The following is a 24,283-nucleotide window of genomic DNA, read 5'->3' on the forward strand; positions in this document are numbered from 1 at the left end:
ACGATGATCCACAGCATGACAGGCTATGGCCTGGCCACGGGCCAGGCACCGCTCACCAACGCCCAGGGCGAACCGAGTGGCCGTACCGCGTCGGTTTCGGTGGAGTTCCGCACTGTCAACTCGCGCTTCCTCGACCTGCTGTTCCGCGCGCCGGAAGAGTGTCGCGCCTTCGAGCCGGCCCTGCGCGAGATGCTGATGGGCGAGCTGTCGCGTGGCAAGCTGGAGTGCCGGATCAACCTCCAGCGCACCGACACCGGCGGCGCCACGCTGGCGCTGAACCAGACACTGCTCGACCAGATCCGTGCGCTCGAAGCCACCGTCGGGGCAACGTTTGCTTCGGCCGGCACGATGCGCATGGGCGAAATCCTGCGCTGGCCGGGCGTGCTGGTGGAGCCCGAACTGTCGCAGGAAGCCCTGCGCGATGCCGTGATGGGCGCCGCCCGGGAAGCGCTGAACCAGCTTCTGGAAGCCCGCCGCCGTGAAGGCGCGGCGCTCAAGGCCACGCTGGAGGAGCGGATCGACGCCATGCTGGCGATCGTCGAGCGCCTGACGCCGATGATTCCGCAGTTGATCGCCCACCACCAGGAAAAGCTGACCGAACGCCTGAAGGAGGCTTTCAACCTGGTCGCGCCGAACGGCATGCCGTCAATGAGCCGCGACGAGATTGCCGAGCGCATCCGCCAGGAAGCCACGGTCTACGGCATCCGCATCGACATCGCCGAAGAACTGGCGCGCCTGCAGACCCATCTCAACGAAACCCGGCATATCCTGAAGAAGGGTGGCCAGGTCGGTAAGCGGCTGGACTTCATGATGCAGGAGCTCAACCGCGAAGCGAACACGCTCGGCTCGAAAGCCGCCGCGAAGGAACTCGCCGATGCCTCGATGGAGCTCAAGCTCCTGATCGAGCAGATGCGCGAGCAGATTCAAAACCTCGAATAAGATCATGAGCGAAACGACCCACACCGCCATCGATACCGCCTATCCGGGCAACCTGTTCATGGTGGTGGCCCCGTCCGGGGCCGGCAAATCCACGCTGGTCAACGCGCTGCTGGCGCAGGACAAGGCAATCCGCCTGTCGATCTCGCACACCACGCGCAGTCCGCGTCCCGGTGAGCAGAACGGCCGCGAGTACCACTTCATCTCCGTGGACGAGTTCCGCGCCGCGCGCGATCGGGGCGAATTCCTGGAGTGGGCGGAAGTGCACGGCAATTACTACGCCACGTCCCGCGTCTGGATCGAGGAGCAGATGGCCCAGGGTACCGACGTGCTGCTGGAGATCGACTGGCAGGGTGCGCAGCAGGTGCACAAGCGGTTTTCGAACGCCGTCGAGATCTTCATCCTGCCGCCGTCGCTGACGGCGCTGGAAGAGCGCCTCAAGAAGCGGGGCCAGGACGAGCCCAATGTGATCGTCCGCCGCTTGCTTGCTGCGGGTAGCGAGATGTCGCATGCATCGGAGTCCGATTACGTGATCATCAACGAGGTATTCGATGACGCGTTGAAGCAGCTGCAGAACGTCGTTCACGCGACCCGTTTGCGCTTTTCGTCGCAGAAAGCACGGCACGCCGAGTTGTTCATCGAGCTCGGAATTCACTAAAGCAGGCGCGCGGCCGGAAGGTTCCGGCCGCGTGCTGTAAAATACCGGCCTGTCGAACAGGTTTCATCCCAAGGTGGATTTGATATGGCGCGTATTACCGTCGAAGATTGTCTGAAACACATCCCGAACCGCTTCGAGCTCGCTCTCGCCGCGACGTACCGTGCACGTCAGCTCGTGCAGGGCCACACGCCCAAGGTCGAGGCAAAGGACAAGCCCACCGTGGTGGCGCTCCGCGAGATTGCATCGGGCCAGGTTGGCATCGAGATGCTGAAGAAGGTACCGACCTGATTGCCGGGACGGCCTGTGGTTCATCGTCGCTTCGCATATATGCGCTTTCAGCCGCGCGTTCCGCTGAATGACAGGGGCCGTCCCCATGACTTTCCCGCCGCCCGATCCTGCCGTTGCTCCGCCCGCCGAACCGGCGTCGCGGGCTCCGCATGGCCGGCCGGCGACCAGCGGGCAGTCCGCCTCCGCCACGACAGTGGGTTCCGGAGCGCCGCTGCCGGCTTCCTCCGCACTGGCGTCCACACCATCGCAAGCCGGACCGACCGGACGTAAGCGTCCAGGACAATCCACTGTGACTGCCCGTACCGGTGCTCCCAATCTTCCCGATCCGCTCGGCGACAACGTCGTCGGCGAGCGTGCCGTCGTACCGCCGATCCAGCAGGGCAAGTCACGCACCGCGTTGACCAACGAGCTCAATGCCGAGCCCGTGGCTGGCACGGTGCCCGCGGCTCCCGGTGGCGATCTGTTCATCGACGCCGTGCTGGCGCAGTCTTATCGGCACTTTTTCGGGCCGACCTCGCAGCCGGCGGTGCCGCCGCGCCAACAGGTCATCTCGATCACGCGGCTGATGGAGAAGCTCGCTTACCTGAAGCCTGCCGATCAGGCCCTGGTGCGCGAGGCATTCCAGTTTTCCGACGAGGCCCACCTGGGCCAGTACCGGCAAAGTGGGGAACCGTACATCACGCACCCGGTGGCGGTGGCCGAGCTTTGTGCCGACTGGAAGCTCGATGTGCAATCCATCATGGCGGCGCTGCTGCACGACGTGATGGAGGACCAGGGCATCACGAAGAGCGAACTGGCCGAGAAATTCGGTCCGAAGGTCTCCGAACTCGTAGATGGTCTGACCAAGCTGGACAAGCTCGAATTCCAGAGCCGGGAGCAGGCACAGGCGGAGAGCTTCCGCAAGATGCTGCTGGCGATGGCGCGTGACGTGCGGGTGATTCTGGTCAAGCTGGCCGATCGCACGCACAACATGCGCACGCTCGATTTCGTGCCGCCCGAGAAGCGGCGACGGATCGCGCTGGAGACCATGGAGATCTACGCGCCGATCGCGCATCGGTTGGGTCTCAATACGATTTATCGCGAGCTGCAGGAACTGTCGTTCAAGGTCGGCTCGCCATTCCGCTACGCCACGCTCGAGAAAGCCGTGAAGGCCGCGCGCGGCAACCGGCGCGAAGTGGTCAAGCGGATTCTGGAAGCCGCCCAGTCCGCGCTGGCCGGGGCCGGCATCGTGGCGGAATTATCGGGCCGCGAGAAGACGCTCTACAGCATCTACCGCAAGATGCACGACAAGCAGTTGTCGTTCTCGCAGGTACTCGATGTCTATGGTTTCCGCGTGGTTGTGGAAACGCAGATGCACTGCTACATGGCGATGGGCGCGCTGCACGGCCTTTACAAGCCGATGCCGGGCAAGTTCAAGGATTACATCGCCATTCCGAAGATCAACGGCTACCAGTCGCTGCACACGACTTTGGTTGGCCCGTTCGGCACGCCGGTGGAGTTCCAGATCCGCACCCGTGGGATGCATCAGATCGCCGAGGCCGGCGTGGCTGCGCACTGGATGTACAAGCACCAGGCAGACCATGCCAACGATATCCAGCAGCAGGCGCACCAGTGGCTGCAGTCGCTGCTCGATATCCAGAGCCAGACCGGCGATTCGCAGGAATTCCTCGAACACGTCAAGATCGATCTGTTCCCGGACGCCGTGTACGTGTTCACGCCGAAGGGGCATATTCGGGCGCTGCCCCGCGGCGCGACGGCACTCGATTTTGCCTACGCGGTCCACAGCGACCTGGGCAACCAGTGTGTGGCGGTCAAGATCAACAACGAGCTTCTGCCGTTGCGCACGGAGCTCAAGAGTGGCGACATCGTCGAGGTCGTGACGGCGCCGTACTCGAAGCCGAATCCGTCATGGCTGGCGTTCGTGCGCACGGGCAAGGCGCGCGCGGCGATTCGCCACTACCTGAAGACCACCAAGCTCGACGAGGCGATCCAGCTCGGCGAGCGCCTGCTGGAACAATCAACGCGCCAGCTCGGCATCGAGCTCAAGGCGGTGCCACAGTCGGTCTGGGATCGCATGATCCAGTGGACAGGCAACAAGCTCAAGGAAGACATCTTCGCCGACCTCGCGCTGGGACGCCGTGTGCCCGCAGTGGTCGCGCGCCGGATGGAAATCCTGCTGCAGGAACTGTCGGGAGATGTCGATAGCGCGTTGCTGGCGGCCGTCCAGACGTTCGCGGGGGAAGATGCGCCGGCCGTGCCGATTACCGGCGACGAAGGCATGTCGATGATCTTCTCGGCTTGCTGCCGTCCGATCCCCGGCGATTCGATCGTCGGCTACCTCGGCAAGGGCGAAGGGCTGCAGATCCACGTGCAGGATTGCAAGGTGGCCAAGCGGCTGCACAGCAAGGACCCGGAGCACTGGATCGAGGTGATGTGGGCCAAGAAGACGACGCGCGCGTTCGACGTTTCGATCAAGATCATGGTCCGCAACGTCAAGGGTATCGTGGCCCGCGTCGCTGCGGACCTGACCTCCGCGGATGCCAACGTCGCGCACGTGGCGATGGAACCGCAGCAGGGCGGCCATCAGGAGGCTACCTACATGCAGTTCGTGATCCAGGTACAGAACCGCCTGCACCTGGCCAACGTCATGCGGGCGCTGCGCCGCAACCCTGATGTGATCCGAATCTTCCGCGACCGCAACGACGGCTAAGACTTCTGCGGGTAGCGGACTTCCAGAATATCGATCTGTTCGATGCCGGCCGGTGTGCGAAGCGGCACCGTGTCGCCCTCGCGCGCCTTGATCAGTGCCTTGGCGATCGGCGAAATCCAGCTTACGTGATTGCTGTCGAGATCGACCTCGTCCATGCCTACGATCGTGATCGTCGTTTCCTCGCCTGACTGATTGGCATAGGTGACCGTGGCCCCGAAGAAGATCTGATCGTTGTCGCCCTGCATCGAAGGATCGACGACTTCGGCCTTGTCCAGGCGACGGGTGAGGAAGCGAATGCGGCGGTCGATTTCGCGCAGGCGCTTCTTGCCGTAAAGATAGTCGCCATTCTCGGAGCGGTCGCCGTTCGAGGCAGCCCACGACACGATCTGCACGATGTCCGGACGCTCTACGTCGATCAGGTGCATCAATTCGTCGCGCAAGCGCTTGTAGCCCGCGGCGGTGATGTAGTTCTTGGTGCCGGCGGGCAGTGGCGTGGCGCCTTCGGGAAGATCTTCGTCGTCATCGTTCGACGACTCTTTGACAAAAGCCTTGTTCATGGTCCGGATCACTTCATCGGGCTCTCATTATAGGAAGTTGCGACTGCCGAACCCTTCACATGAAAAAAATGCACGAAGGGGGTTCACAAAACTGAAAACTTCTATATAATCTCTTTTCTCGGTTGCGGCTGTAGCTCAGTTGGATAGAGTACTTGGCTACGAACCAAGGGGTCGTGGGTTCGAATCCTGCCAGCCGCGCCAACCTATACGAGAAAAGGGCTTCCAGAAATGGAGGCCCTTTTCTCATTTGCGCATTCGACGCAATCTTCATCTTCTCCTCCAGTATTTCCCAGGCTCTCGCGCCTATCCTTTCTCCAGTGGTGGATCTTCGAATCGGAATGCGTCGCGGCGGACCGGTTCCAGTTTCATATCGTCAGGACCTTCGAGGGAGGCGGCATATGCAGCAGCAAGCAGAAGAGTGGCGAGTGGAGGGTTATCGCGGCATGGATGCGTATGTGCTGGTGACGGAAGGCGCCGGTGCTGCAGGCAAGCGCTGCTGGGGCTATGAGGCACGCGTAGGTCAGGAAGGGATGGATCCCTCAGATGCCGGCGATACCGAACTCCTGTCAAGTGCTCCATCCTTCGTCACGCGCCATGCGGCGGAGGTTGCCGCATTCAGCGCGGCATATGCCCTGATCGACAAGTTGATTGGGCCGGTGCGCTGAGTCCGGCAGCAGCGGGTCAGCCATTGCGATACACGCAATGGCGCATATCAAGCCGAATCCGGCATCGTTTGATCGCGATCATTTTTGCTTCCGGGGATGACTCCTAGCCTGAATGTGAGGCGCGCCAGTACGTGCGCGTCAGCAGCAGAGAAGGGAGTTCACCATGCCCGAGTACGATGGGTTCAAGATCATCTACGAGGTCGTTGCCTTGCCGAAGGGCAAGTGGGCCATCATGATCGAGATCATTCGCCGTGAGGATGGCGAAGTGCTGATGGCATTGCACAACCCGTTCCCGCGCCAGCCGTTCGATACCAGGCTGGAAGCGCTGGATAACGTGAATCGCTATGTCGGTGCCACGATCGATGAATTCGAGGCCGCATCGCGTGCGAGCCGCGCCGCATAGGTGCATCTGGGAGGTGATGCTGGTGCAGTTCGCGCGGCCATTCTTAAAATTGGTGCAAGAAAGGCTTGCGATGCTCGCGCAACTGCGTCATAATCTCTTTCTTCAGACGCGGGGTGGAGCAGTCTGGCAGCTCGTCGGGCTCATAACCCGAAGGTCGCAGGTTCAAATCCTGCCCCCGCAACCAAGACCTTTATGTCTTGGGTCTAAGTCCTCAAGTTGTTCATCGGCCGTCCGGCCAACGTTTCCCAGTTATACGAATTGAAGTTGAGTGCGCGTAAGCGCGGCACTTTTTCATGCGCCGTGTTCGCATGTGCTGCGTAGAAGCTTGTGTCGTGCCTGTGTGTCGGAGGAGAGCTGGTGGCCTAGCCCTGAATCAGCGAAACAGCCATGGCGAAGGTATCGCGTACTTGAGGTTGATCCTCGCGATCAGCGGCGTCGATGCGATCTCTCAATCGCGACGTCAGCACGTCAAGGTTGCCGCCGGAGCAATGTCGCTTTGCCTCGCGCATGAGCTGCGTGAGTTCCTGGCCAACATCCGCTCCATCGAACGCACTGACGGACAGCGCCGAGATGCGCTCGAGGTAGTTGTTGACCAGCGCTTCGTCATGCTTCGGTTCAGGCATGGCCACTCCTTGTCGAGCGATTGAGAAACGTCTGGGCGCCGGTCAACGTGTTACCGGTCGCGCAGCAGATGCTCCGGTATCGTGGCGCGTCGGCGCACGGGTCTCAGCGCACGGTTCGGCCACAGTACATAGTTGGTGTGCGGGTCCATGGGCTTGCCGAAGTAGGAGACCCATACCTGCACACCTTGTTCGGTTTCGGCAACGATCGCAGCAACCGCGCGGGCCGCAGCGGAGGGGGACTTAAGCAGGTCCGACAGCGCTTCGACGCCTTGGACCACATGATGCTTGACCCCTTTGAACCACACGTATTGACGCATGGCAGCAAGAAAACTTTTGGTCATGAAATTCTGATGTTCTCGTTGGCAATGCGAAACTCAGACCACAGCTTACACGGATAGTTGTGACAGATTTGTAGGGCCCCGTCTGATTTTCTGCGGGTGGTCAAGGGAATGTGACGCCAGGGCACTTTCACGCAGGCTGTACCCGGAGTGCGGCGCCAAATTGACAAGCTGTCGGCGTTCGCTTAGCGTGGTTGCATATGCTGCACAAATCAGAAATGTCGTAACGCTCAGACATGGAGGATGTGTGGAAAACGTGGCAGAAGTCGAAGAACGCCGCGCGCGCGGCAAGGCCCTGCGGCAGAAAGTGCAGCGACGTGATCACGCAGTGATTGGCAACGTCGACCGCGATCCGATTTCGCTGCTGGAAGAGAGTAGCGCCGGTCGCGTCTCTCGCCTCATCCCGCTGCGTTACGGGCGAATGATCGCTTCGCCATTCACGTTCTATCGCGGTAGCGCAATCATCCAGGCACACGATCTGGCCGGAACGCCGAACTCATCGCTCACGATGCAGATCTGCGGCGACTGCCACCTGATGAATTTTGGCGGCTTCGCCACGCCCGAGCGCGCGTTACTGTTCGACGTCAATGACTTTGACGAAACCAGCCCGGGACCATGGGAGTGGGACCTGAAGCGCCTGGCCGCAAGTTTTGTCGTTGCCGCACGCCATCTTCGCCACGGCGCCACTGCCGCCGACAACATGGTCTACCAGGTCGCCAACAGCTACCGTGACCGTATGGCCGAGTATGCGGAGATGGCCATTCTCGATACCTGGTACGACCGCATTACCTTCGAGCGCCTGCTCGAATCCGCAGTCAACCCGGAAGTGCAGAAGCGCATCCGGCGCGCGATGGAGAGGGCCGCGGCGCGAACCCATGAATCGCTGTTGCCAAAGCTTACCGAACACGATGGGGACCGCTGGCGCATTCTCGATGCGCCGCCTGCGGTGTTCCATGTCCATGGCGCGCAAACGCTGTTCGAGACCGACGATGACTGGCTCAGTATCGACGATCCGTCCAAGCTGATCGACCAATCCTTCAGCGACTACAAGTCGACGCTTGCGGCCGACCGTCGCCGGCTGCTCGATCATTTCACGCTGCAGGACATGGCTTTCAAGGTGGTCGGCGTTGGCAGCGTCGGCACGCGCTGCCTGATCCTGTTGCTGATCGATGGCCACGGCAAGCCGTTGTTCCTGCAGGTCAAGGAGGCTACCAAGTCGGTGGTCGCGCGCTACTTCAAGTCGGCGGCTGTGTCGCACGAAGGCCGCCGCGTCGTGGACGGGCAGCGTCTGATGCAGGCGGCCAGTGACCTGTTTCTCGGTTGGTCGAAGGGGCCGTTCGGGCGCCATTTCTACATCCGCCAGTTGCGCGACATGAAGTTCTCGGTCGATATCGAACTCATGGACGCCGATCTGCTGGCGACCTACGGCCAGGTGTGCGGCTGGGTGCTGGCGCGCGCCCATGCCAAGGCCAGCGGACACGCCGCCGAGATCAGCGGGTATCTCGGTGCCAGCGACCGCATGGCCGAGTCCCTGATCGCCTATTCGAACGCTTACGCCGATCAGGTGGAACGGGATTACGATCTGTTCGTGAAGGCCTGTCGCTCCGGGCGCCTTGAAGCACGTACGGATGTTGATATGGCTGCAGATTTCCGCGTGTGACGATCGCTTGCCAGAGGAGGTTGCCGATGACCGAACAGATGCTGCTGCAACTGATGGTGGAGGTGGAGAAGGCCGATCCCATCGACTACGCAAACCTGCCGTTCGACGATGAAGCCCTGCGGGCGATGGCCTGCAAACTGATCGCCGAGCGTTCCACCGAACTCGAGACTTCCGGCATGTCGCATGAGGCGCTGCTGGCCACGCTTTGGGCGTCCACCGCCAAGCTCGTGCTCGAGAACATCGTGCTCAATGCCAGGCTGCTTACCCTGCAGGGCAAGTCGGATGACGCGCGAGTGCTGATCGACAGGATCTCCCGCCAGTCGCGAGGCAAGTCCTGAGTGCCGTGCGCAGACAAAATGCCGCCTGAATCACACGAGTGCGCCGGGATCGCCGATTCGCTAAAATAGCGCGTTTCCCGCCCGGCACTCGGGCGGCGTCTGTCCTGGAGGATTTCGGGTGATCAAGTGGATTATCGTCGCGGCCTATCTGGGTGCCATCCTGTATGTGCACTTCCGCGGCAAGGTACGTCTGCCTTTTATGCGCCAGTTGCTGGATCATTCAGCGCTTGTCGCGCCTTTTAACTGCTTCATGTACATCTTCTCCGGAGTGCCGCGCACGCCGTACATTCCGGTCGAGCGGTTTCCCGATCTGGAGAAGATCCGTTCGGCCTGGCCGCAGATTCGTGACGAAGGCCTGGCGCTGATCGCGATGCGAAAGATCAAGGCCGCCGACAAGAACGATGACGCCGGATTCAATTCGTTCTTCAAGTACGGCTGGAAGCGCTTCTACCTGAAGTGGTACGAAGCGCAGCACCCGTCGGCGGAAGTGCTTTGCCCCAACACGGTCGCACTGCTGCGCGATATGCCATCGGTCAAGGCCGCGATGTTTGCCGAACTGCCGCCCGGCGGCAAGCTCAATCCGCACCGTGATCCGTTCGCTGGATCGCTGCGTTATCACCTGGGCCTGGCCACGCCGAATGACGATCGCTGCTTCATCGAGGTAGATGGCGAGCGGCATAGCTGGCGTGACGGGCAGGGTGTGGTGTTCGACGAAACGTACCTGCACTGGGCCGAGAACAAGAGCGAGACCGATCGCCTGATCCTGTTCTGCGATATCGAGCGGCCGATGCGCTACCGCTGGGCTGCCGCGGTCAATCATTGGTTGGGGCGCAAGGTGATGACCGCCGCCAGTTCGCCGAATGACGAAAACGACCAGACCGGCATGATCAACAAGCTGTTCCGCTTTGTCTGGCTCGGCGGTCAGTACCGTCGCCGCTTCAAGGCCTGGAACAAGAACCTGTACTACGTGACCAAGTTTGGCCTGATCATCGGTGGCGTGGCGTTGATCGTGTTTATCTGAGTGACGTGCGTCGCCGCAAACGAAAATGAAAAAGCCGGCTTAGCCGGCTTTTTTCGTACTCAGTCGTTCTGCGTCGCGCGTTCGTTGCCCAGCGCCTCGTAGTAGGCGCGCTTGGCGTCGTACATCCGTCTGTCCGCAGTTTTCACGGCATCGGTCAGGCGGTCTCCCTGCATGCAGGTGGCCGACCCGATCGAGAATGAAAGCCGCGCCCCGGGATAGAACTGGTTGTTGAGGACGACCACCTCTTCGATCTGCTCCACCACCGTCGCTGCACCCCGTTCGTCGCGTCCGGGAAGCAGCACCATGAACTCGTCGCCACCGGTGCGCGCAATGCATGCCTGTTCGCCCACGGCTTTCTTCAGCACTTCGCCAGTGCGGCGTAGCAGGCCATCGCCGTCCCCGTGGCCGAACTGATCGTTCACGGCCTTCAGTCCATTCAGGTCCACCGCGATCACGCTGACCGGCCACGGCCCCTTGCGGCCCAGCCGCGCCAGTTCATCCTCGTAGTACGCGCGGTTGTAGAGTTTGGTCAGCACATCGTGCTTGCCGAGGAACTCGACGTAGGCTTCGGCCTTCTTGCGTGCCGTGATGTCGGTCAGCGACACCAGCACCTGGTCCCAGTCAGCCTCTCGCCCCGGAAATACCGACCACTGCATGAACACGTCCACCGGGCGGCCGTCCAGCGCGTAGTTGATGACTTCGCGTTGCTGCCACAGCTTTTCATGCCAGAGGTCGACCAGTTGCTCGGCAAAGTGGATGCGCATGTCGTCGCGAAACACGTCGCCGAGTCGCGAAAGCAGGATTTCCTTGCTGGGTGCGCCGAACATCGCCAGCGTCTGCTGGTTGACGTCGAGCACGCGGATCTCCTGCATGCAGCGCGAGACGAAATCGGGGTGCACGTTCAGGAACGTGCGGAAATCCGTGATCCCTGCCGCGCGGACTTCGTCGAGCAGCATCTTGACCACGCTGAAATCTTCTACCCAGAGCGATACTGGCGAATGCTCGAACAGGCCCACGGCGTACTGCTGGGCCCGGCGCAGGTCACGTTCATTGCGCACGCGGGCCGTGATGTCCTCGATCGACAGCAGCACACGCGACCAGTCGTCCTCGTGCCCAGGCATGACGCGGGCCTCCAGACGGATGTCGAGCCGTTCGCCGTCGAGCGTGTAGTTGACGGTCTGGCTCGAGAAACGATTGTCGCCGTCCCACAGTTGTCCGAGTTCCTCGACGTGTTGATCGAACATGTCGTCGCGAAACACGGTGTGGAGGTTGGCAACCAGCGTATCCAGATCGGCGGCGCGGAAGAGGTCCAGCGTCCGGCGGTTGACGTCGAGCACGCGAATCAGAGAAGAGCACCGTGCCACTTCCGAGGGGTTGTCGCGCAGGTGGCGGCGCAGATTGGTGACGCCATCGGCCCGCAACTGCGTGAAGGCCTGCCGCACCGCGCTGAAATCCTCCAGCCACAGCGAAACGGGCGCTAGCTGGAACAGCGTTCGATAGTCATCGTCGAGCCGCGAAGCGGCGGGTCCTTGCGCCAATTTTTTCTCCCCATTTTTTGTGTTCGGCGTATCGCGCAATAGGATAGGCGAGCGTGCCCGAATCGGGGAAGAAATCTCGCAAGAACGATGCCGGCGTCGGCATCGGCGCCACGTTCAGGTGGCTATGCGCCGAACCACACCCGCCACGGTATCGAGCGCGCGCTCGATTTCCGGAGATCGAGGAATGCCGCAGTTCAGCCGCAGGTAGTGATTGAAGCGATTCGAGTTCGAGAACATGGCGCCCGGCATCACCCGGATGCCCTCGGCCAGCGCCTGTTCGAAGACCGCTTCCGACGAGATCGACTGGGGCATTTCCACCCAGAGATGCAGCCCACCGCGCGGCAGCGTCAGGCGGGTGCCTGACGGGAAGGTGGTCGCGATTCTCTGGGCCATCCATTCGCGCTGGGTTCGCAACTGGGTGCGCAGGCGACGCAGGTGACGCTCGAATGCCCCCGTGCCCATGAACTCGGCCACGGCGATCTGCGTCAGCATCTCGTTCGGGCGCGACAGGCCGAACTTGAGCATCTCCACGCGCGCCTGCCACTTGCCCGCCGTGATCCAGCCGAGCCGCATTCCGGGCGCCAGGATCTTATGGAGCGACCCGCAGTAGATCACGGAGCCCGTGGTGTCCCATGCCTTGGCGGCCGTCAGCGGCACTTCGTCGTCGAAGGTGGCCGAGCAGCAGTCGTCTTCGATCAGCGTGAGACCGCGTGTGGCGCACCAGTTCACCAGGCGCTGTTTGTGTGTGTCCGGCATGACGCAGCCGAGCGGATTCTGCAGGTTCGGCACCACGCAGACGGCCTTGATGTTGTCGTAGGTCTGGGCGGCCAGATCCAGCGCTTCGAGCGACATGCCGGTCTGCGGGCTGCAAGGAATCTCGAGCGCGCGCATTCCCAGGCTTTCGAGAATCTGCAGCAGGCCGTAGTACGTCGGTGATTCCACGGCGATGACATCGCCCGGGTTCGCCACGGCCCGCAGGGCCAGCGTCAGGGCTTCGGTGCAGCCGTGTGTGACCACAATGTCCTCGGGCGCGACGTTGATCCGCGCGCGCAACGCGTGCCTGGCCAATGCCGCGCGAAACGCGGGGTGGCCGTCGAAGTCGACCGAACTGCCAAAGAGCATTGGGTATCGCCGCAGTGCCCGCGTGGCGGCATTGCGCAACGCGGCCGCCGGATACAGCTCCGGCGCCCCGCAGGCACCGCCGAAGTTGATCCGGTAATGCTGGCCGCGCGCCAGGATTGCGGAGATGCGCTGGTGGATGCCGACGTACTGCGCGGGATCCGGCAATCCGGTGGCCGGTTCTTCGATTGGGGCCAGCGAGGGCCGCGCAGGAGCACGCACGAAATAGCCCGAGCGCGGCCGCGCTTCGAGCAGGCCGGCCGCCTCAAGCTCGCGGCAGGCCTGGAGCGCCGTGGACAGGCTCACGTCGTGCAGCCCCATCAGCGAACGCACGGACGGCATCCGGTCACCCGGCGCCAGCGTGCCCACCGAAATCGCCTGCCGATAATGGCCAGCCACCTGCTGGTAGAGCGGGGCGGAGGATTGAGGCGATGCGGCGGGGGCAGGGCTGGCGGCGAGGTTGGCGGCGAGGTTGGCGGTCATGGGGGCATCTTCGCGCGATGGGGCGAAGTGGAACAGATACAGATGCGGTGTCTCTGTATCGTAACAGGGCGCAAGTTTGACATCTGTTCTGGTTGCGCTTGCGATGGCTTGTGCCTGTTGGCAAGGCTGGCGGCTCGGTAGCCTTGTTTGCATGATTTTGCGACCCAGGAGCCACGCCATGTCATTCATCAAGCCCGCCGAACCGACCGAACCGACCGAATTTCCCGGACCCGTTTCCCGCACCATCCGGCTGGCTGCCGGCCAGTGCTTTTTCGAGCACCTGCCAGCCGGCACGATCGTGCACGTCGAGGGCGGGTGCATTGTCGTGACCACCGCGCCGTGCTGGCTGGCCAGCGATATCAGCCAGGCCGCGTACACGCTGCATTCCGGGGGCGTGCTAGTGATCCAAGTCACAGGTTGGACCTGCCTGGCCGCGAAGGGGCCCGCGCACTGTCGAATCATGGTGCCGGCGCCGCGCCCAGGATGGTGGCGGCTGATAAAATCCCGCTTCGGCCGTTCTGGCTTCCTGCTGGGTAACTCCCGGCCACCAGACATCAAGGCCACAGAACCATCGGTACCCCATGCTACGTCTCAGTGAAGTCAAACTCCCGCTCGACCATACCGAAAGCGACCTGGATGCCGCCGTGCGCAGCCATCTCCCGCAGATCGGCGTCAAGGGCGACGGGCTCATCGGTTTTACCGTCTTTCGCCGCGCGCATGACGCGCGTAAGCGCGACGATATCAAGCTGACCTACATCATCGATATCGAGGTAAAGGACGAGGCCGCCGCCCTGAAGCGGATGGCTCGCAAACCGAACTGGAGCGTGACGCCGGACATGGCCTACCACTTCGTTGCCCGCGCACCCGAGGGCGGGCCGAAGTCGCGACCGGTGGTGATTGGCCTGGGCCCATGCGGCCTGCTTGCCGGCCTGATCCTGGCGCAGATGGGCTTCCGCCCGATCATTCTCGAGCGCGGCAAGGAAGTACGCGAGCGAACCAAGGACACGTTCGGACTCTGGCGCAAGAGCGTGCTGAACCCCGAGTCGAACGTGCAGTTCGGCGAAGGCGGCGCGGGCACGTTCTCCGACGGCAAGCTCTACAGCCAGATCAAGGATCCGAAGCACTACGGCCGCAAGGTGCTCAACGAGTTCGTGCGCGCCGGCGCGCCCGAGGACATCCTGTACAAGGCGCGGCCGCACATCGGCACGTTCCGGCTGGTGAGCATGGTCGAGAAGATGCGCGCGGAGATGCTGTCGCTGGGCGCGGAGATCCGCTTCGAGACGCGCGTGGACGATGTCGATATTGAGAACGGCCAGGTGCGCGGGCTGAAACTGTCCACTGGCGACTATCTGCCTTGTGACCACGTCATCCTGGCTGTGGGCCACAGCGCGCGCGACACGTTCGAGATGCTGCATGAGCGTGGCGTCTTCATGGAGGCCAAGCCGTTCTCGCTGGGCTTCCGCATCGAGCATCCGCAAGGCTTGATCAACCGCAGCCGCTTCGGCAAGTTCGCCGGTAACAAGCTGCTGGGCGCTGCCGACTACAAGGTGGTTCACCACGCCAGCAATGGCCGCGCGGTGTACAGCTTCTGCATGTGCCCGGGCGGCACCGTGGTGGCCGCCGCGTCCGAGCCGGGCCGGCTCGTGACCAACGGGATGAGCCAGTACTATCGCGCCGAGCGCAATGCCAATGCCGGTATCGTCGTAGGGATCACGCCCGACGAGGACTTCCCGGGTGGCCCGCTGGCCGGGATCGCATTCCAGCGCAAGTGGGAAGAGCGCGCGTTCGCGCTGGGCGGCAGCGACTATCGCGCGCCGGGGCAACTGGTTGGCGACTTCATCGCCGGGCGTGCCTCGACGGCGCTCGGCTCGGTGGAGCCGTCGTACAAACCGGGTGTGACCCCGACCGACCTGAGCACGGCGCTGCCAGACTATGTCATCGACGCGATCCGCGAGGCGCTGCCCGAGATCGACAAGAAGATCGCAGGGTTTGCGATGCACGATGCGGTGCTGACCGGCGTGGAGACGCGCACGTCTTCTCCGCTGCGGATTCGCCGTGATCGGGAGAACTATCAGAGCATCAACGTGAAGGGGCTCTATCCCGCCGGCGAAGGTGCCGGTTATGCCGGGGGAATCTACTCGGCGGCGATCGACGGCATCGAAGTCGCCGAGGCCGTGGCTTTGAGCATCGCGAACGCATGAGCGTGAACACGACCGATCAGGCCAGGCCGGCGAATCCTGCCGATAACGATGGCATCATCGAGAACGTGCGCCACTGGTTGGCGCGCGCGGTGATCGGCCTGAACCTCTGCCCGTTTGCCAAGAGCGTGTACGTCAAGGATCAGGTCCGCTACGTGATCAGCGACGCGACGCGCGACGAGGACGTGCTGGACGATCTCGAGCGCGAGCTACGCCTGCTGGAAACGTCCGATCCGGAACAGATCGACACGATTCTGCTGATCATGCCGCACGCGCTGGGCGACTTCCTGGCCTACAACGACTTCCTGTATTTCGCCGATCGCCTGCTGCGTAGCCTGAAGCTCGAGGGTACGTTGCAGATTGCGAGTTTCCATCCGCACTACCAGTTCGAAGGCACCGAGCCCGACGACATCGAGAACTTCACGAATCGCGCGCCATATCCGATCCTGCATCTGCTCCGTGAAGACAGCATCGCGCGTGCTGCCGAAGCGTTCCCGGAGGCGGAGGACATCTACGAGCGCAATATGGAAACGATGCGCCGGCTCGGCCATGCAGGCTGGCTCGAATGGATGGCTGGCAAAAGCGATCTCTGACTTGATCTCGGGCGCGGTCTCCGATGCGTCCTCCGGCCGTGGTCCGGATCAGGGCGTGGTGAAGAATCGCTCGTTCAGTTCTTCCAGGCCGAGCGATTCCAGCACATTGTGCAAGCGCTCCGCGGGACGGCGGCGCGGCAAATCCTTGTACTGGGCGATGATCAGTTCGTTCTTCATCGAGTGTTCCCAGCCCACCAGCTCCGTCACGCTGACCTGGTAGCCGTGCGCTTCAAGCTGCAGGCAGCGCAGCACGTTGGTGACCTGGCTGCCGAACTCTCGCGTGTGCAGTGGGTGGCGCCAGATTTCCGTCAGCGGATTGCCGGCCAGCAACTTGCCTTTGTGCTTGCGCAGCACGCTCGCGACCTCGGCCTGGCAGCAGGGCACCAGCACGATGTGCCGCGCCTGCTTGGCCAGCGCGAAGTGGATCGCATCGTCAGTGGCCGTATTGCACGCGTGCAGGGCCGTCACGACGTCGATGGTCTGCGGCAATGCGGGCGACGTGATCGAATCGGCCACGGAGAGGTTCAGGAACGACATCCCACCGAAGCCCAGGCGGCTGGCCAGCGCCTTCGAGCTGGTCACCAGTTCTTCGCGGGTCTCGATGCCGTAGATGTGTGAGCTGTCCTTCAGGTCCTTGAAAAAGAGATCGAAGAGGATGAACCCGAGATACGACTTGCCCGCGCCGTGGTCCACCAACGAGACCGTGCCTTTTTCGTCCTTTACCTCGCGCAGCAGTGGCTCGATGAACTGGTACAGGTGATAGACCTGCTTGAGCTTGCGGCGGCTGTCCTGATTCATCTTGCCGTCACGCGTCAGGATGTGGAGTTCCTTGAGCAGTTCGATTGACTGGCCGGGACGGACTTCGTAGGTGCTGGACATCGGGGTGGTGCCTTGGGGCGGGGACATCGGAGGGCGCTAGTTTACCGAAATTGCGCACCCCCTACTTTTGTGGGCTCAAGTTCACACCGCCGGCGCCGTTGAACATGGATCGACGACAAGCACAGTTGGCGACGGATTCGGTGGGTCTTTGCGGAAAGTCCCCGGGCGATGGGCCCAGGCCGGCTGTTGCGACATGCAGCATAGAGGCGGGGACACATGACAGCCGACGCGGGGTTGCGCCTGGAACTCAGCCAGCCTGGGAGCCAGGTCAGGGCTTGCTTTACACCGGACGCGGGCCACTTGCCGCCCGATCGCGCCAGTCTGGACGCTTCCCTGGAAGCTTGCCTGGCGGAGCACGGCTGGCAGGGCGCGCGGCTGGACGCCGCTGCCGTGAGGGGCTTCCTGACGCAATGCCAACTGACCGATCGCGAGATTGACGCAGTGATCGGCAGCGTTCTGGATGGCGAATTCGAACTCGAAATCACGGCCGACAAGCTGCGGCTGTTGCTGACGCTGGTGAGCCCGGAAGGCGGCCGGCCAATCACGGCCGAAGAGATTGCCGCCGCCGCGGCTTCGATGGGGGTGGTGGCCTTGCTCGACAGCGCGGCGATCGGCGTTGCGCTGGAGGCCGGTAGCTGCGAGGGGCGCGAGATTGCGCGCGGCGTGGCGCCCCTGCAGGGCGAGACAGCACGCTTCGAGAGCCTCGTCCAGCCCCGCAGGCCTGTCCTGGCGGAGAACGAGGACGAGCGTGTCGACCTGCGCGATCTCGGTAGTCTCCTGCTCGTCAACCCGGGTACCGCGCTGATGCGCCGCACGCCGGCCAGATCGGGCAAGGACGGCATGGATGTGCTTGGCAAGCCGATTCCGGCCGACCCTGTGGTGGATACGCCCTACGCGTCCGATCTGACCGGCGTGGCAACCGATCCGAATGATCCACTGCTGTTGATCGCCGTGATCGCAGGCTCGCCCCGGGTGTTGCCACATGGTGTGATCGTCAGTCCGGTGGTCGACGTCGATGCCGTCGACCTGCATTCCGGCAACGTCAATTTCGATGGCTCGCTCCGCGTGTCGGGCGATATCCGCACCGGCATGTCGGTACGTGTCACCGGTGATGTGGTTGTGCAGGGGACGATCGAAGCCGCCAGCGTGCAGGCCGGCGGCGATGTGATCGTCAAGGGCGGCATCATCGGCAAGGCAGAAACCGCGAGCGGTGGCGCCCCGAGTGAGATTGCCAGCGTGCGCAGCAAGGGCTCCGTTCATGCGCGCTTCATCCAGAATGCGATCGTCGAGGCGGTGGCCGAGGTAATCGTGGAGAGCGGGATTCGGCAGAGCGACGTCTCCGCGGGCGAACGGGGGGTGGTTGGCGCGCCGACCGCGCCAGGCAGCATCAGCGGCGGGCGTACGCGGGCGATGCAGAGTGTCAGCACTGGGACCCTGGGCGCGCCGGCGGGTACCGCCACGACGGTGCAGGTCGGACTCAACCCGCTTGCCGACGAGCAGAAGGCGGAGCTGGAAGTCCGGCGCGGCAAGATCGTCGAGGAGCAGTGCAAACTCCAGCAACTTGTGGCGTTCTTTGCCAAGCACCCCGAACGCGCCACGGGGGACATTCGCGAGAAGGCGCGTGCCACGATGTACAGGATCAATCGCGACCTGTTCGAACTCGACGCGGAGATCGCCCACCTGGCCGAGCAGATGAAGCCGTCCGAGCAGGCGGAGATCGCGGTGGGCCGGCATATCCACGGCGGCGTGACGCTGCAGGTCGGCCACAAGGTGCTCAAAGTCATGGAAGACAAGCCGGGCGGCCAGATACGCGTGGTGGACGACCGCATCGCCGTGAACTGACGCGGATGGCGCACCTCCCGTTCTTGTTTCCAAACGGACGCAGCGCGTTACGGGGAACGTGACACGTTACGCGAGTCGTAACGTCGCCGACCTTGGCCGCTCTGGCGTGATCGCCCGCCATCCCGCCTCCGGTAACGCATTGCCGCCACGCCGTACTGTCGTCCGGTGCGCACCACCGCTGGCACGACGTTTGCGCCATGTGTCTCCGCAGACAAACAGCGGAGCACAGGAGCACACCATGGGCGCGATCGTGATTGAGAGCCATCCACTGACCAGGCTGGGTATGCAACGCCTGCTTGAACGTATGCCAGGCATCGGCCCGGTGGAGAGTATTGATCCTGAGGGGATCCTGCTGTTCGCGCATAGTCTGGAAGACGTGCTGGTCATCTACGGCATGACAGTGGACGCCTTCGACAACTGGTATCTGCTGCGGCGCCTGCACCAGGCACTGCCTAATGCGCGCATCCTGCTGCTGTCGGACAACATATGGATGCATGTGCCGTCGTCGCTGCGAGCGTGTGGTGTGCAGGAGCATCTGCCGAAGTCGGCCTCGATCGAACGGATGGAAGCGGTGCTCATGCGTATGCTCGGAGACCCCGATGTCGCGGTCAATGCTCTGATGGATGACTCCATGTTCGGATCGCATCGATAGTCGGCAGGCTTGCGGACTGTGAGGTCTCGCGTATCTATGCAGATTTCGATGGCGGTGACGATGCAGTGCTGCTCGTCGTGCGCGAGGCCTGTTGCCTTCGGCCCAGCTCGGCGTTGTTTTTCAGGCATGAGTGTCGATGCGCGGGAGATGCTCCATTTCGCCGCCGACATTGCCGGGGCGGCGATGGGGGAGGCGGCCTACCGCTCGGCGATCATCTGGGGATGACGCGACTGCTATTGCACGTAGGTCGTTCCAGTCAGGCTGGGGTAGTTCAGCGCAGATCGGGGGACAAATAGAGGGGGGGGCGATGTGGCAGCTAGGGACTATATGGGCGTCGTCGTGCCCAAGTTATCTGTCGACTGCAAAGCAAAAAGGGCAACCCGTGAGGGTTGCCCTTTCTACTTTCAAGTGGTGCCGGAGATAGGAGTCGAACCTACGACCTTCGCATTACGAATGCGCTGCTCTACCAACTGAGCTACACCGGCGAAACCTTAAACTTGCGAAACCTGTTCTACCGCTTGGTCTCGATTTGCGCTGTTGCTTGCGAATCGATCGAATCGGATAGAGCCCGCAATAATATCAGCGACTTTTTATTTTGTGAAGCCCCCGGTGCGACTTTTTTCAACGTTCCGCCGTGGCAGTCCCTGTTCGGTGGGTGTTGCCAGCCGCGGCCGTGGGCGACCGATGGCAATCATCGCACGAGTGGCGCTCTCGTCGCGGGTGAAAAAACGGGCAAAGCCTGCCGCTTTTTTACGGATTGCCGTGCGGCTGTTGGCTTCAGCAAAGCAGACAGGGCGCCGAGGCGCCCTGTGCTTGTCGAAACCGGATCTACCCGTTACGCCTTGGCGGCGTCTTCCTGGTGATACCGCGTGACGCGCTCGACTTCATTCTTCGAACCGAGGATGACCGATACGCGCTGGTGGAGCTTGGTCGGCTCCACGTCCAGAATGCGCTGCTGGCCATTGGTAGCCGCGCCGCCCGCCTGCTCGACCAGGAACGCCATCGGATTGGCTTCATACATCAGGCGCAGCTTGCCCGGTTTCTCGGGCTCGCGCTTGTCCCACGGATACATGAAGACGCCGCCGCGTGTCAGGATGCGGTGCACGTCGGCCACCATCGAGGCGATCCAGCGCATGTTGAAGTTCTTGCCGCGCGGACCTTCGTCGCCGGCCAGGCACTCGTCGATGTAGCGGCGCACGGGCGGAGCCCAGTGGCGCATGTTGGACATGTTGATCGCGAATTCCTTGGTGTCTTCCGGGATCATCACATCGGACTGGGTTAGCACGAAGCTGCCTGCCTCGCGGTCCAGCGTGAACATGTGCACGCCATTGCCGACGGTCAGCACCAGCGTGGTCTGCGGGCCATACACGGCATAGCCGGCTGCCACCTGCTGGGTGCCCGGCTGCATGAAGTCATGCTCGGTTACGGTCTGACCGGGCTTGTGCATGTGCAGGACCGAGAAGATCGTGCCGATCGACACGTTCACGTCGATGTTCGACGAGCCGTCGAGCGGATCGAACAGCAGCAGGTATTCGCCCTTCGGGTAGCGGTTCGGGATCTCGTAGAACGAGTCCATTTCCTCGGACGCCATGGCAGCCAGATGGCCACCCCATTCATTGGCGTCGAGCAGCACCTCATTGGCGATCACATCGAGCTTCTGCTGCGTTTCGCCCTGAACGTTGCCGGTGCCGGCCGAGCCGAGCACACCCGCGAGGGCGCCCTTGCTGACGGCGTTGGAAATGGCCTTGCAGGCGCGCGCGACCACTTCGATCAGCAGCCGGAGTTCCGGCTCGATCGTGTTGTGCTTGCGCTGCTCCTCGACCAGATAGCGGGTGAGGCTGATGCGTGTCATGGTGGGGTTCTCCTTGGATGGCCGCAATTCTACATGTGTGCCGCTGCGGACATGCCACTTTCCGGGTCAGGCCGACAGGGCCTTGCTGACGATCTCGCGCACATCGCGCGACAGCGTCGACGAGGCGGCCACGCGTTCCAGCGCCGCGCGCATCCGTTCGCGCAGCGGCATCTCGTACTTCTGCCAGCGGTCCATGACGCGTGCCAGGCGCGCGGCCACCTGCGGGTTGATCGCATCCAGCGCCAGTACCTGGTCGGCCCAGAATGCGTAGCCCGAGCCGTCCTCGGCGTGGAACTGCGCTGGGTTGCCCGAGCAGAAGCTGAAGATCAGCGAACGGGCGCGATTCGGGTTGCGCAGATTGAAGGCCGGATGCTGCATCAGCGCGCGCACGGTATCAATGGTGCGCTTGCCCGCGTGCGGGCCAACTTCGCCGCGCTGCATTCCCTGCAGCGAGAACCACTTGTCGATGACCAGCGCGTCGTCCTCGAAGCGCTCGTAGAAATCGGCCAGCGCGTGTTCGCGGCCCGGTGCGAAGCTGTTGACCAGCGCAGACAGCGCGGCGAAGCGGTCTGTCATGTTGTCGCTCTGCTGGTAGTGGCGGTCCGCAAGTGCCTGCATGTCGGCGTCTCCGCTGTCGGCCAGATAGCCGAGCGCGAGATTGCGCAGCGCGCGACGGGCCATCGAGTCGGCATCGGGGCTGTATTCGCCCGGTGTCGCGTTGGCCTCGTATGCGGCCAGCCATTCGGCCTTGAGCGTGCGCGCCAGGCCTTCGCGCAGGAACAGACGTGCGCGGTGAATCGCCGTCGGGTCGGCCACGCCCATGCGTTCGGCCAGATAGGCCTCCGCGGGGAGCATCAGTGCCTGTTCGCGGAAGGCGGGATTCAGCGCGCCATCGGTGAGCACGCTGCGGAACGCCGACACCAGCGCCGGGTCGAGCTTCAGTTCACGATTGGCCTGGACGTCGGCCACCAGATGCAGTAGCGCGCGCGTGGCCAGGCGTTGGCCGGCTTCCCAGCGGTTGAATGCGTCGGTGTCGTGCGAGAGAAGAAATGTCAGTTCCGCATCGCTGTATTCGTAATCGACAACGACTGGTGCCGAGAAATTACGCAGCAGCGAGGGCAATGGCGCCTTGCCACCGCGAGGCAGGTTGATGAAGCGGAAGGTCTGCTCGGCCTGCGTGAAATCGAGCACGCGCGTGCTCGCGCCTGCCTTGGGTTCCCCTTCGCGTTGCAGCGGCAGGTCATTGCCTTCCGCGTCGATCAGGCCGAGCGCGAACGGGATGTGGAACGGTTGCTTGTCCGGCATGCCAGCGCGCGTTTCGATGCCGACCTTCGGGCAGCGCTGCGACAACGTCAGCGTCAGCGTGCCGGAGGCGCCGTCCCACGCGGTCTTGACCGTGACCACGGGCGTGCCAGCCTGGCTGTACCAGAGGCCGAACTGCTTCAGGTCGCGGCCGTTCGCGTCAGCCATCGCCGCGCGGAAGTCGTCGCATGTCACCGCCTGGCCGTCATGACGCTGGAAGTACAGGTCCATCCCCTTGCGGAAGCCGTCACGGCCAAGCAGAGTCTGGTACATCCGCACGACTTCGGCGCCTTTCTCGTAGACCGTGACCGTGTAGAAGTTGTTGATTTCCTCGTAGCTGTCCGGGCGCACCGGGTGGGCCATCGGACCCGCATCCTCGGGGAACTGCACCTGGCGCAGCACGCGCACATCCTCGATGCGCTTGACCGCGCGGCCCGATTCCGAGCCCATCATGTCGGCCGAGAATTCCTGGTCGCGGAACACGGTCAGGCCTTCCTTGAGCGACAACTGGAACCAGTCGCGGCAGGTCACGCGGTTGCCGGTCCAGTTATGGAAGTACTCGTGGGCCACCACCGATTCGATATTGGCGAAGTCGACATCCGTCGCGGTCTGGGCGTTGGCCAGCACATACTTGGTGTTGAAGATGTTCAGGCCCTTGTTTTCCATCGCCCCCATGTTGAAGTCGCCCACGGCGACGATCATGAAACGGTCGAGGTCAAGTTCCAGGCCGAAGCGCTGCTCGTCCCAGCGGATCGCGTGAACCAGCGAGTCCATCGCGTGACGCGTCTTGTCCAGGTCCTGCGGCTCGACCCAGACTTGCAGCAGCTTTTGCTTGCCCGATGCCGAAACGATGGTTTGCTCGATGCGCTCGAGCTTGCCGGCCACGAGCGCGAACAGGTATGACGGCTTGCGGAACGGGTCTTCCCAGACGGCTTCGTGTTTGCCATCCGGCAGATCGCGTTGCGAGAGCAGGTTGCCGTTCGAAAGCAGTACCGGGCTAGCGGCGCGATCGGCGCGCAGCGTAACGCGGTAGGTCGTCATCACATCCGGGCGATCCAGGAAATACGTGATGCGGCGAAAGCCCTCGGCTTCGCACTGGGTGAAGAAGTTGCCGTTGGAGACGTACAGGCCGGACAGCGTGGTATTGGCGGCGGGATTGCAGGCCGTGGTGATTTCCAGCGTGCCAGCTCCCGGCAGGCCAGTCAGGGTCAGCGAGTCGCCGTCCTGCCTGACGCCGGAGAACGGCTGGCCATCGAGGCGCACGCCAACCAGTTCCAGCTCCTCGCCGGCCAGAACCAGCGGCGCGTCGGCCGTGCCGGTGCGCTGGATCTTCAGCGTGCTGGTGACGACGGTACGCTGCGGATCGAGGTCGAGCACGAGATCCACGTGGTCGATGGCGAAAGCGGGCGGAGTATAGTCCTTGCGATAGACGGTGACGGGCGTATCGGTGCGCAGCATGGGGAATCCTGTCTTCGGAGTGACCGGGGGGCGGGCGGCGTGCTGAAGATTGCGACGGCCCTCGAAGCCCTCATTGTAGCCAAGGGGTTCGGGCAATGCGGGATGCCAGATGCGGCGTGGGAATTCAAAAGGGCTGTTCCTGTCTGAGGAAATGCAACCAAATCAGGAAG

23 protein-coding genes and 3 tRNA genes are annotated in these 24,283 nt (G+C 62.9%); 17 read left to right on the forward strand and 9 right to left on the reverse strand.

Annotated features, from left to right (window positions below; translation table 11 throughout):
• The first annotated feature begins 3 nt into the window (after positions 1-3).
• The 4 genes from WD006_RS03960 (at position 4) to WD006_RS03975 (ending at position 4,592) form a co-directional block, all read left to right on the forward strand.
• Entirely contained in the window at positions 4-939 is a 936-nt protein-coding gene (locus WD006_RS03960; RefSeq protein WP_008647044.1) for a YicC/YloC family endoribonuclease, read from the forward strand.
• Between the two features lie 4 nt (positions 940-943).
• Positions 944-1,594, forward strand: coding sequence for a guanylate kinase (gmk, locus tag WD006_RS03965; protein ID WP_011515683.1), 651 nt, complete (start codon positions 944-946; stop codon positions 1,592-1,594).
• Between the two features lie 84 nt (positions 1,595-1,678).
• The gene (gene rpoZ / locus WD006_RS03970) at positions 1,679-1,882 is read left to right on the forward strand and encodes a DNA-directed RNA polymerase subunit omega (protein ID WP_006578656.1); all 204 of its coding nucleotides are present in this window, start codon (positions 1,679-1,681) and stop codon (positions 1,880-1,882) included.
• A gap of 289 nt (positions 1,883-2,171) precedes the next feature.
• The gene (locus WD006_RS03975; protein WP_029308276.1) at positions 2,172-4,592 is read left to right on the forward strand and encodes a RelA/SpoT family protein; all 2,421 of its coding nucleotides are present in this window, start codon (positions 2,172-2,174) and stop codon (positions 4,590-4,592) included.
• On the opposite strand, the gene greB is transcribed toward WD006_RS03975, so the two are convergent.
• On the reverse strand, positions 4,589-5,149 hold the full coding sequence (gene greB, locus WD006_RS03980) for a transcription elongation factor GreB (protein WP_008649726.1): 561 nt from the start codon (positions 5,147-5,149) through the stop codon (positions 4,589-4,591). The genes WD006_RS03975 and greB overlap by 4 nt on opposite strands.
• 124 nt (positions 5,150-5,273) lie before the next feature.
• On the opposite strand from greB, the gene WD006_RS03985 reads away from it, so the two are divergent.
• The 4 genes from WD006_RS03985 to WD006_RS04000 all read left to right on the forward strand — a co-directional run bounded on the left by WD006_RS03985 (position 5,274) and on the right by WD006_RS04000 (position 6,401).
• Positions 5,274-5,350: transfer RNA gene (locus WD006_RS03985), tRNA-Arg, on the forward strand.
• A 197-nt stretch (positions 5,351-5,547) separates the two neighbouring features.
• Positions 5,548-5,814, forward strand: coding sequence for a hypothetical protein (locus WD006_RS03990; protein WP_029308275.1), 267 nt, complete (start codon positions 5,548-5,550; stop codon positions 5,812-5,814).
• 163 nt (positions 5,815-5,977) lie between these two features.
• Positions 5,978-6,217, forward strand: coding sequence for a hypothetical protein (locus WD006_RS03995; RefSeq protein ID WP_011515688.1), 240 nt, complete (start codon positions 5,978-5,980; stop codon positions 6,215-6,217).
• A 107-nt stretch (positions 6,218-6,324) separates the two neighbouring features.
• Positions 6,325-6,401 (forward strand) — tRNA-Met (locus tag WD006_RS04000).
• 178 nt (positions 6,402-6,579) lie between these two features.
• Here the strand turns inward: WD006_RS04000 and WD006_RS04005 are convergent.
• Together WD006_RS04005 and WD006_RS04010 are read right to left on the reverse strand one after the other, a co-directional pair.
• Positions 6,580-6,840, reverse strand: coding sequence for a hypothetical protein (locus tag WD006_RS04005; RefSeq protein ID WP_011515689.1), 261 nt, complete (start codon positions 6,838-6,840; stop codon positions 6,580-6,582).
• 50 nt (positions 6,841-6,890) lie between these two features.
• Complete coding sequence (locus WD006_RS04010) at positions 6,891-7,181, reverse strand: hypothetical protein (protein ID WP_011515690.1); 291 nt, start codon at positions 7,179-7,181, stop codon at positions 6,891-6,893.
• A 244-nt stretch (positions 7,182-7,425) separates the two neighbouring features.
• Between WD006_RS04010 and WD006_RS04015 the strand changes: the two genes are divergently transcribed.
• The 3 genes from WD006_RS04015 (at position 7,426) to lpxO (ending at position 10,197) form a co-directional block, all read left to right on the forward strand.
• Positions 7,426-8,838 carry a DUF2252 domain-containing protein gene (locus tag WD006_RS04015; protein ID WP_029308274.1) on the forward strand — a complete coding sequence of 471 codons (1,413 nt, stop codon included), beginning with the start codon at positions 7,426-7,428 and terminating at the stop codon, positions 8,836-8,838.
• Between the two features lie 26 nt (positions 8,839-8,864).
• Positions 8,865-9,176, forward strand: a complete 312-nt coding sequence (locus WD006_RS04020; RefSeq protein WP_008649737.1) for a hypothetical protein — start codon at positions 8,865-8,867, stop codon at positions 9,174-9,176.
• Positions 9,177-9,294: 118 nt separating this feature from the next.
• On the forward strand, positions 9,295-10,197 hold the full coding sequence (lpxO, locus tag WD006_RS04025; protein WP_011515693.1) for a lipid A hydroxylase LpxO: 903 nt from the start codon (positions 9,295-9,297) through the stop codon (positions 10,195-10,197).
• Between the two features lie 59 nt (positions 10,198-10,256).
• Here the strand turns inward: lpxO and WD006_RS04030 are convergent, their stop codons facing one another.
• Both WD006_RS04030 and WD006_RS04035 read right to left on the reverse strand, forming a co-directional pair.
• The gene (locus WD006_RS04030; RefSeq protein ID WP_017513105.1) at positions 10,257-11,735 is read right to left on the reverse strand and encodes a sensor domain-containing diguanylate cyclase; all 1,479 of its coding nucleotides are present in this window, start codon (positions 11,733-11,735) and stop codon (positions 10,257-10,259) included.
• Between the two features lie 114 nt (positions 11,736-11,849).
• Complete coding sequence (locus tag WD006_RS04035) at positions 11,850-13,337, reverse strand: PLP-dependent aminotransferase family protein (RefSeq protein ID WP_227874071.1); 1,488 nt, start codon at positions 13,335-13,337, stop codon at positions 11,850-11,852.
• A 178-nt stretch (positions 13,338-13,515) separates the two neighbouring features.
• Between WD006_RS04035 and WD006_RS04040 the strand changes: the two genes are divergently transcribed.
• From WD006_RS04040 to WD006_RS04050, 3 genes are read left to right on the forward strand one after another with little or no spacing between them, the layout of a single operon-like run.
• Positions 13,516-13,935, forward strand: a complete 420-nt coding sequence (locus tag WD006_RS04040) for a hypothetical protein (RefSeq protein ID WP_029308272.1) — start codon at positions 13,516-13,518, stop codon at positions 13,933-13,935.
• A complete protein-coding gene (locus tag WD006_RS04045) occupies positions 13,919-15,538 on the forward strand; it encodes an NAD(P)/FAD-dependent oxidoreductase (protein WP_029308271.1) in 1,620 nt (539 codons plus the stop codon). Before WD006_RS04040 ends, WD006_RS04045 begins: the two co-directional genes overlap by 17 nt.
• Positions 15,535-16,128: a DUF1415 domain-containing protein gene (locus WD006_RS04050; protein ID WP_011515697.1), complete on the forward strand. Its 594-nt coding sequence runs from the start codon at positions 15,535-15,537 to the stop codon at positions 16,126-16,128. Before WD006_RS04045 ends, WD006_RS04050 begins: the two co-directional genes overlap by 4 nt.
• Positions 16,129-16,176: 48 nt before the next feature.
• Here WD006_RS04050 and WD006_RS04055 read toward each other — a convergent pair whose 3' ends face one another.
• Complete coding sequence (locus WD006_RS04055; RefSeq protein ID WP_029308270.1) at positions 16,177-17,007, reverse strand: class I SAM-dependent methyltransferase; 831 nt, start codon at positions 17,005-17,007, stop codon at positions 16,177-16,179.
• Positions 17,008-17,223: 216 nt separating this feature from the next.
• Between WD006_RS04055 and WD006_RS04060 the strand changes: the two genes are divergently transcribed.
• The 3 genes from WD006_RS04060 (at position 17,224) to WD006_RS04070 (ending at position 19,726) form a co-directional block, all read left to right on the forward strand.
• Positions 17,224-18,849 (forward strand): DUF342 domain-containing protein, encoded by a 1,626-nt coding sequence (locus WD006_RS04060; protein ID WP_375198997.1) that lies wholly within the window; start codon positions 17,224-17,226, stop codon positions 18,847-18,849.
• Positions 18,850-19,087: 238 nt separating this feature from the next.
• Complete coding sequence (locus tag WD006_RS04065; protein ID WP_011515700.1) at positions 19,088-19,501, forward strand: response regulator transcription factor; 414 nt, start codon at positions 19,088-19,090, stop codon at positions 19,499-19,501.
• A gap of 36 nt (positions 19,502-19,537) precedes the next feature.
• Positions 19,538-19,726 (forward strand): hypothetical protein, encoded by a 189-nt coding sequence (locus WD006_RS04070; RefSeq protein WP_158664381.1) that lies wholly within the window; start codon positions 19,538-19,540, stop codon positions 19,724-19,726.
• Positions 19,727-19,910: 184 nt separating this feature from the next.
• Here WD006_RS04070 and WD006_RS04075 read toward each other — a convergent pair.
• From WD006_RS04075 to pepN, 3 genes are all read right to left on the reverse strand, one after another.
• Positions 19,911-19,986 (reverse strand) — tRNA-Thr (locus tag WD006_RS04075).
• A gap of 350 nt (positions 19,987-20,336) precedes the next feature.
• Entirely contained in the window at positions 20,337-21,353 is a 1,017-nt protein-coding gene (locus WD006_RS04080; RefSeq protein ID WP_008649749.1) for a class 1 fructose-bisphosphatase, read from the reverse strand.
• A gap of 66 nt (positions 21,354-21,419) precedes the next feature.
• Positions 21,420-24,113: an aminopeptidase N gene (gene pepN, locus WD006_RS04085; protein ID WP_029308268.1), complete on the reverse strand. Its 2,694-nt coding sequence runs from the start codon at positions 24,111-24,113 to the stop codon at positions 21,420-21,422.
• Positions 24,114-24,283 lie beyond the last annotated feature (170 nt).

The organism is Cupriavidus sp. Met-2 (genome assembly GCF_049843575.1).
Lineage (GTDB): Bacteria > Pseudomonadota > Gammaproteobacteria > Burkholderiales > Burkholderiaceae > Cupriavidus > Cupriavidus metallidurans.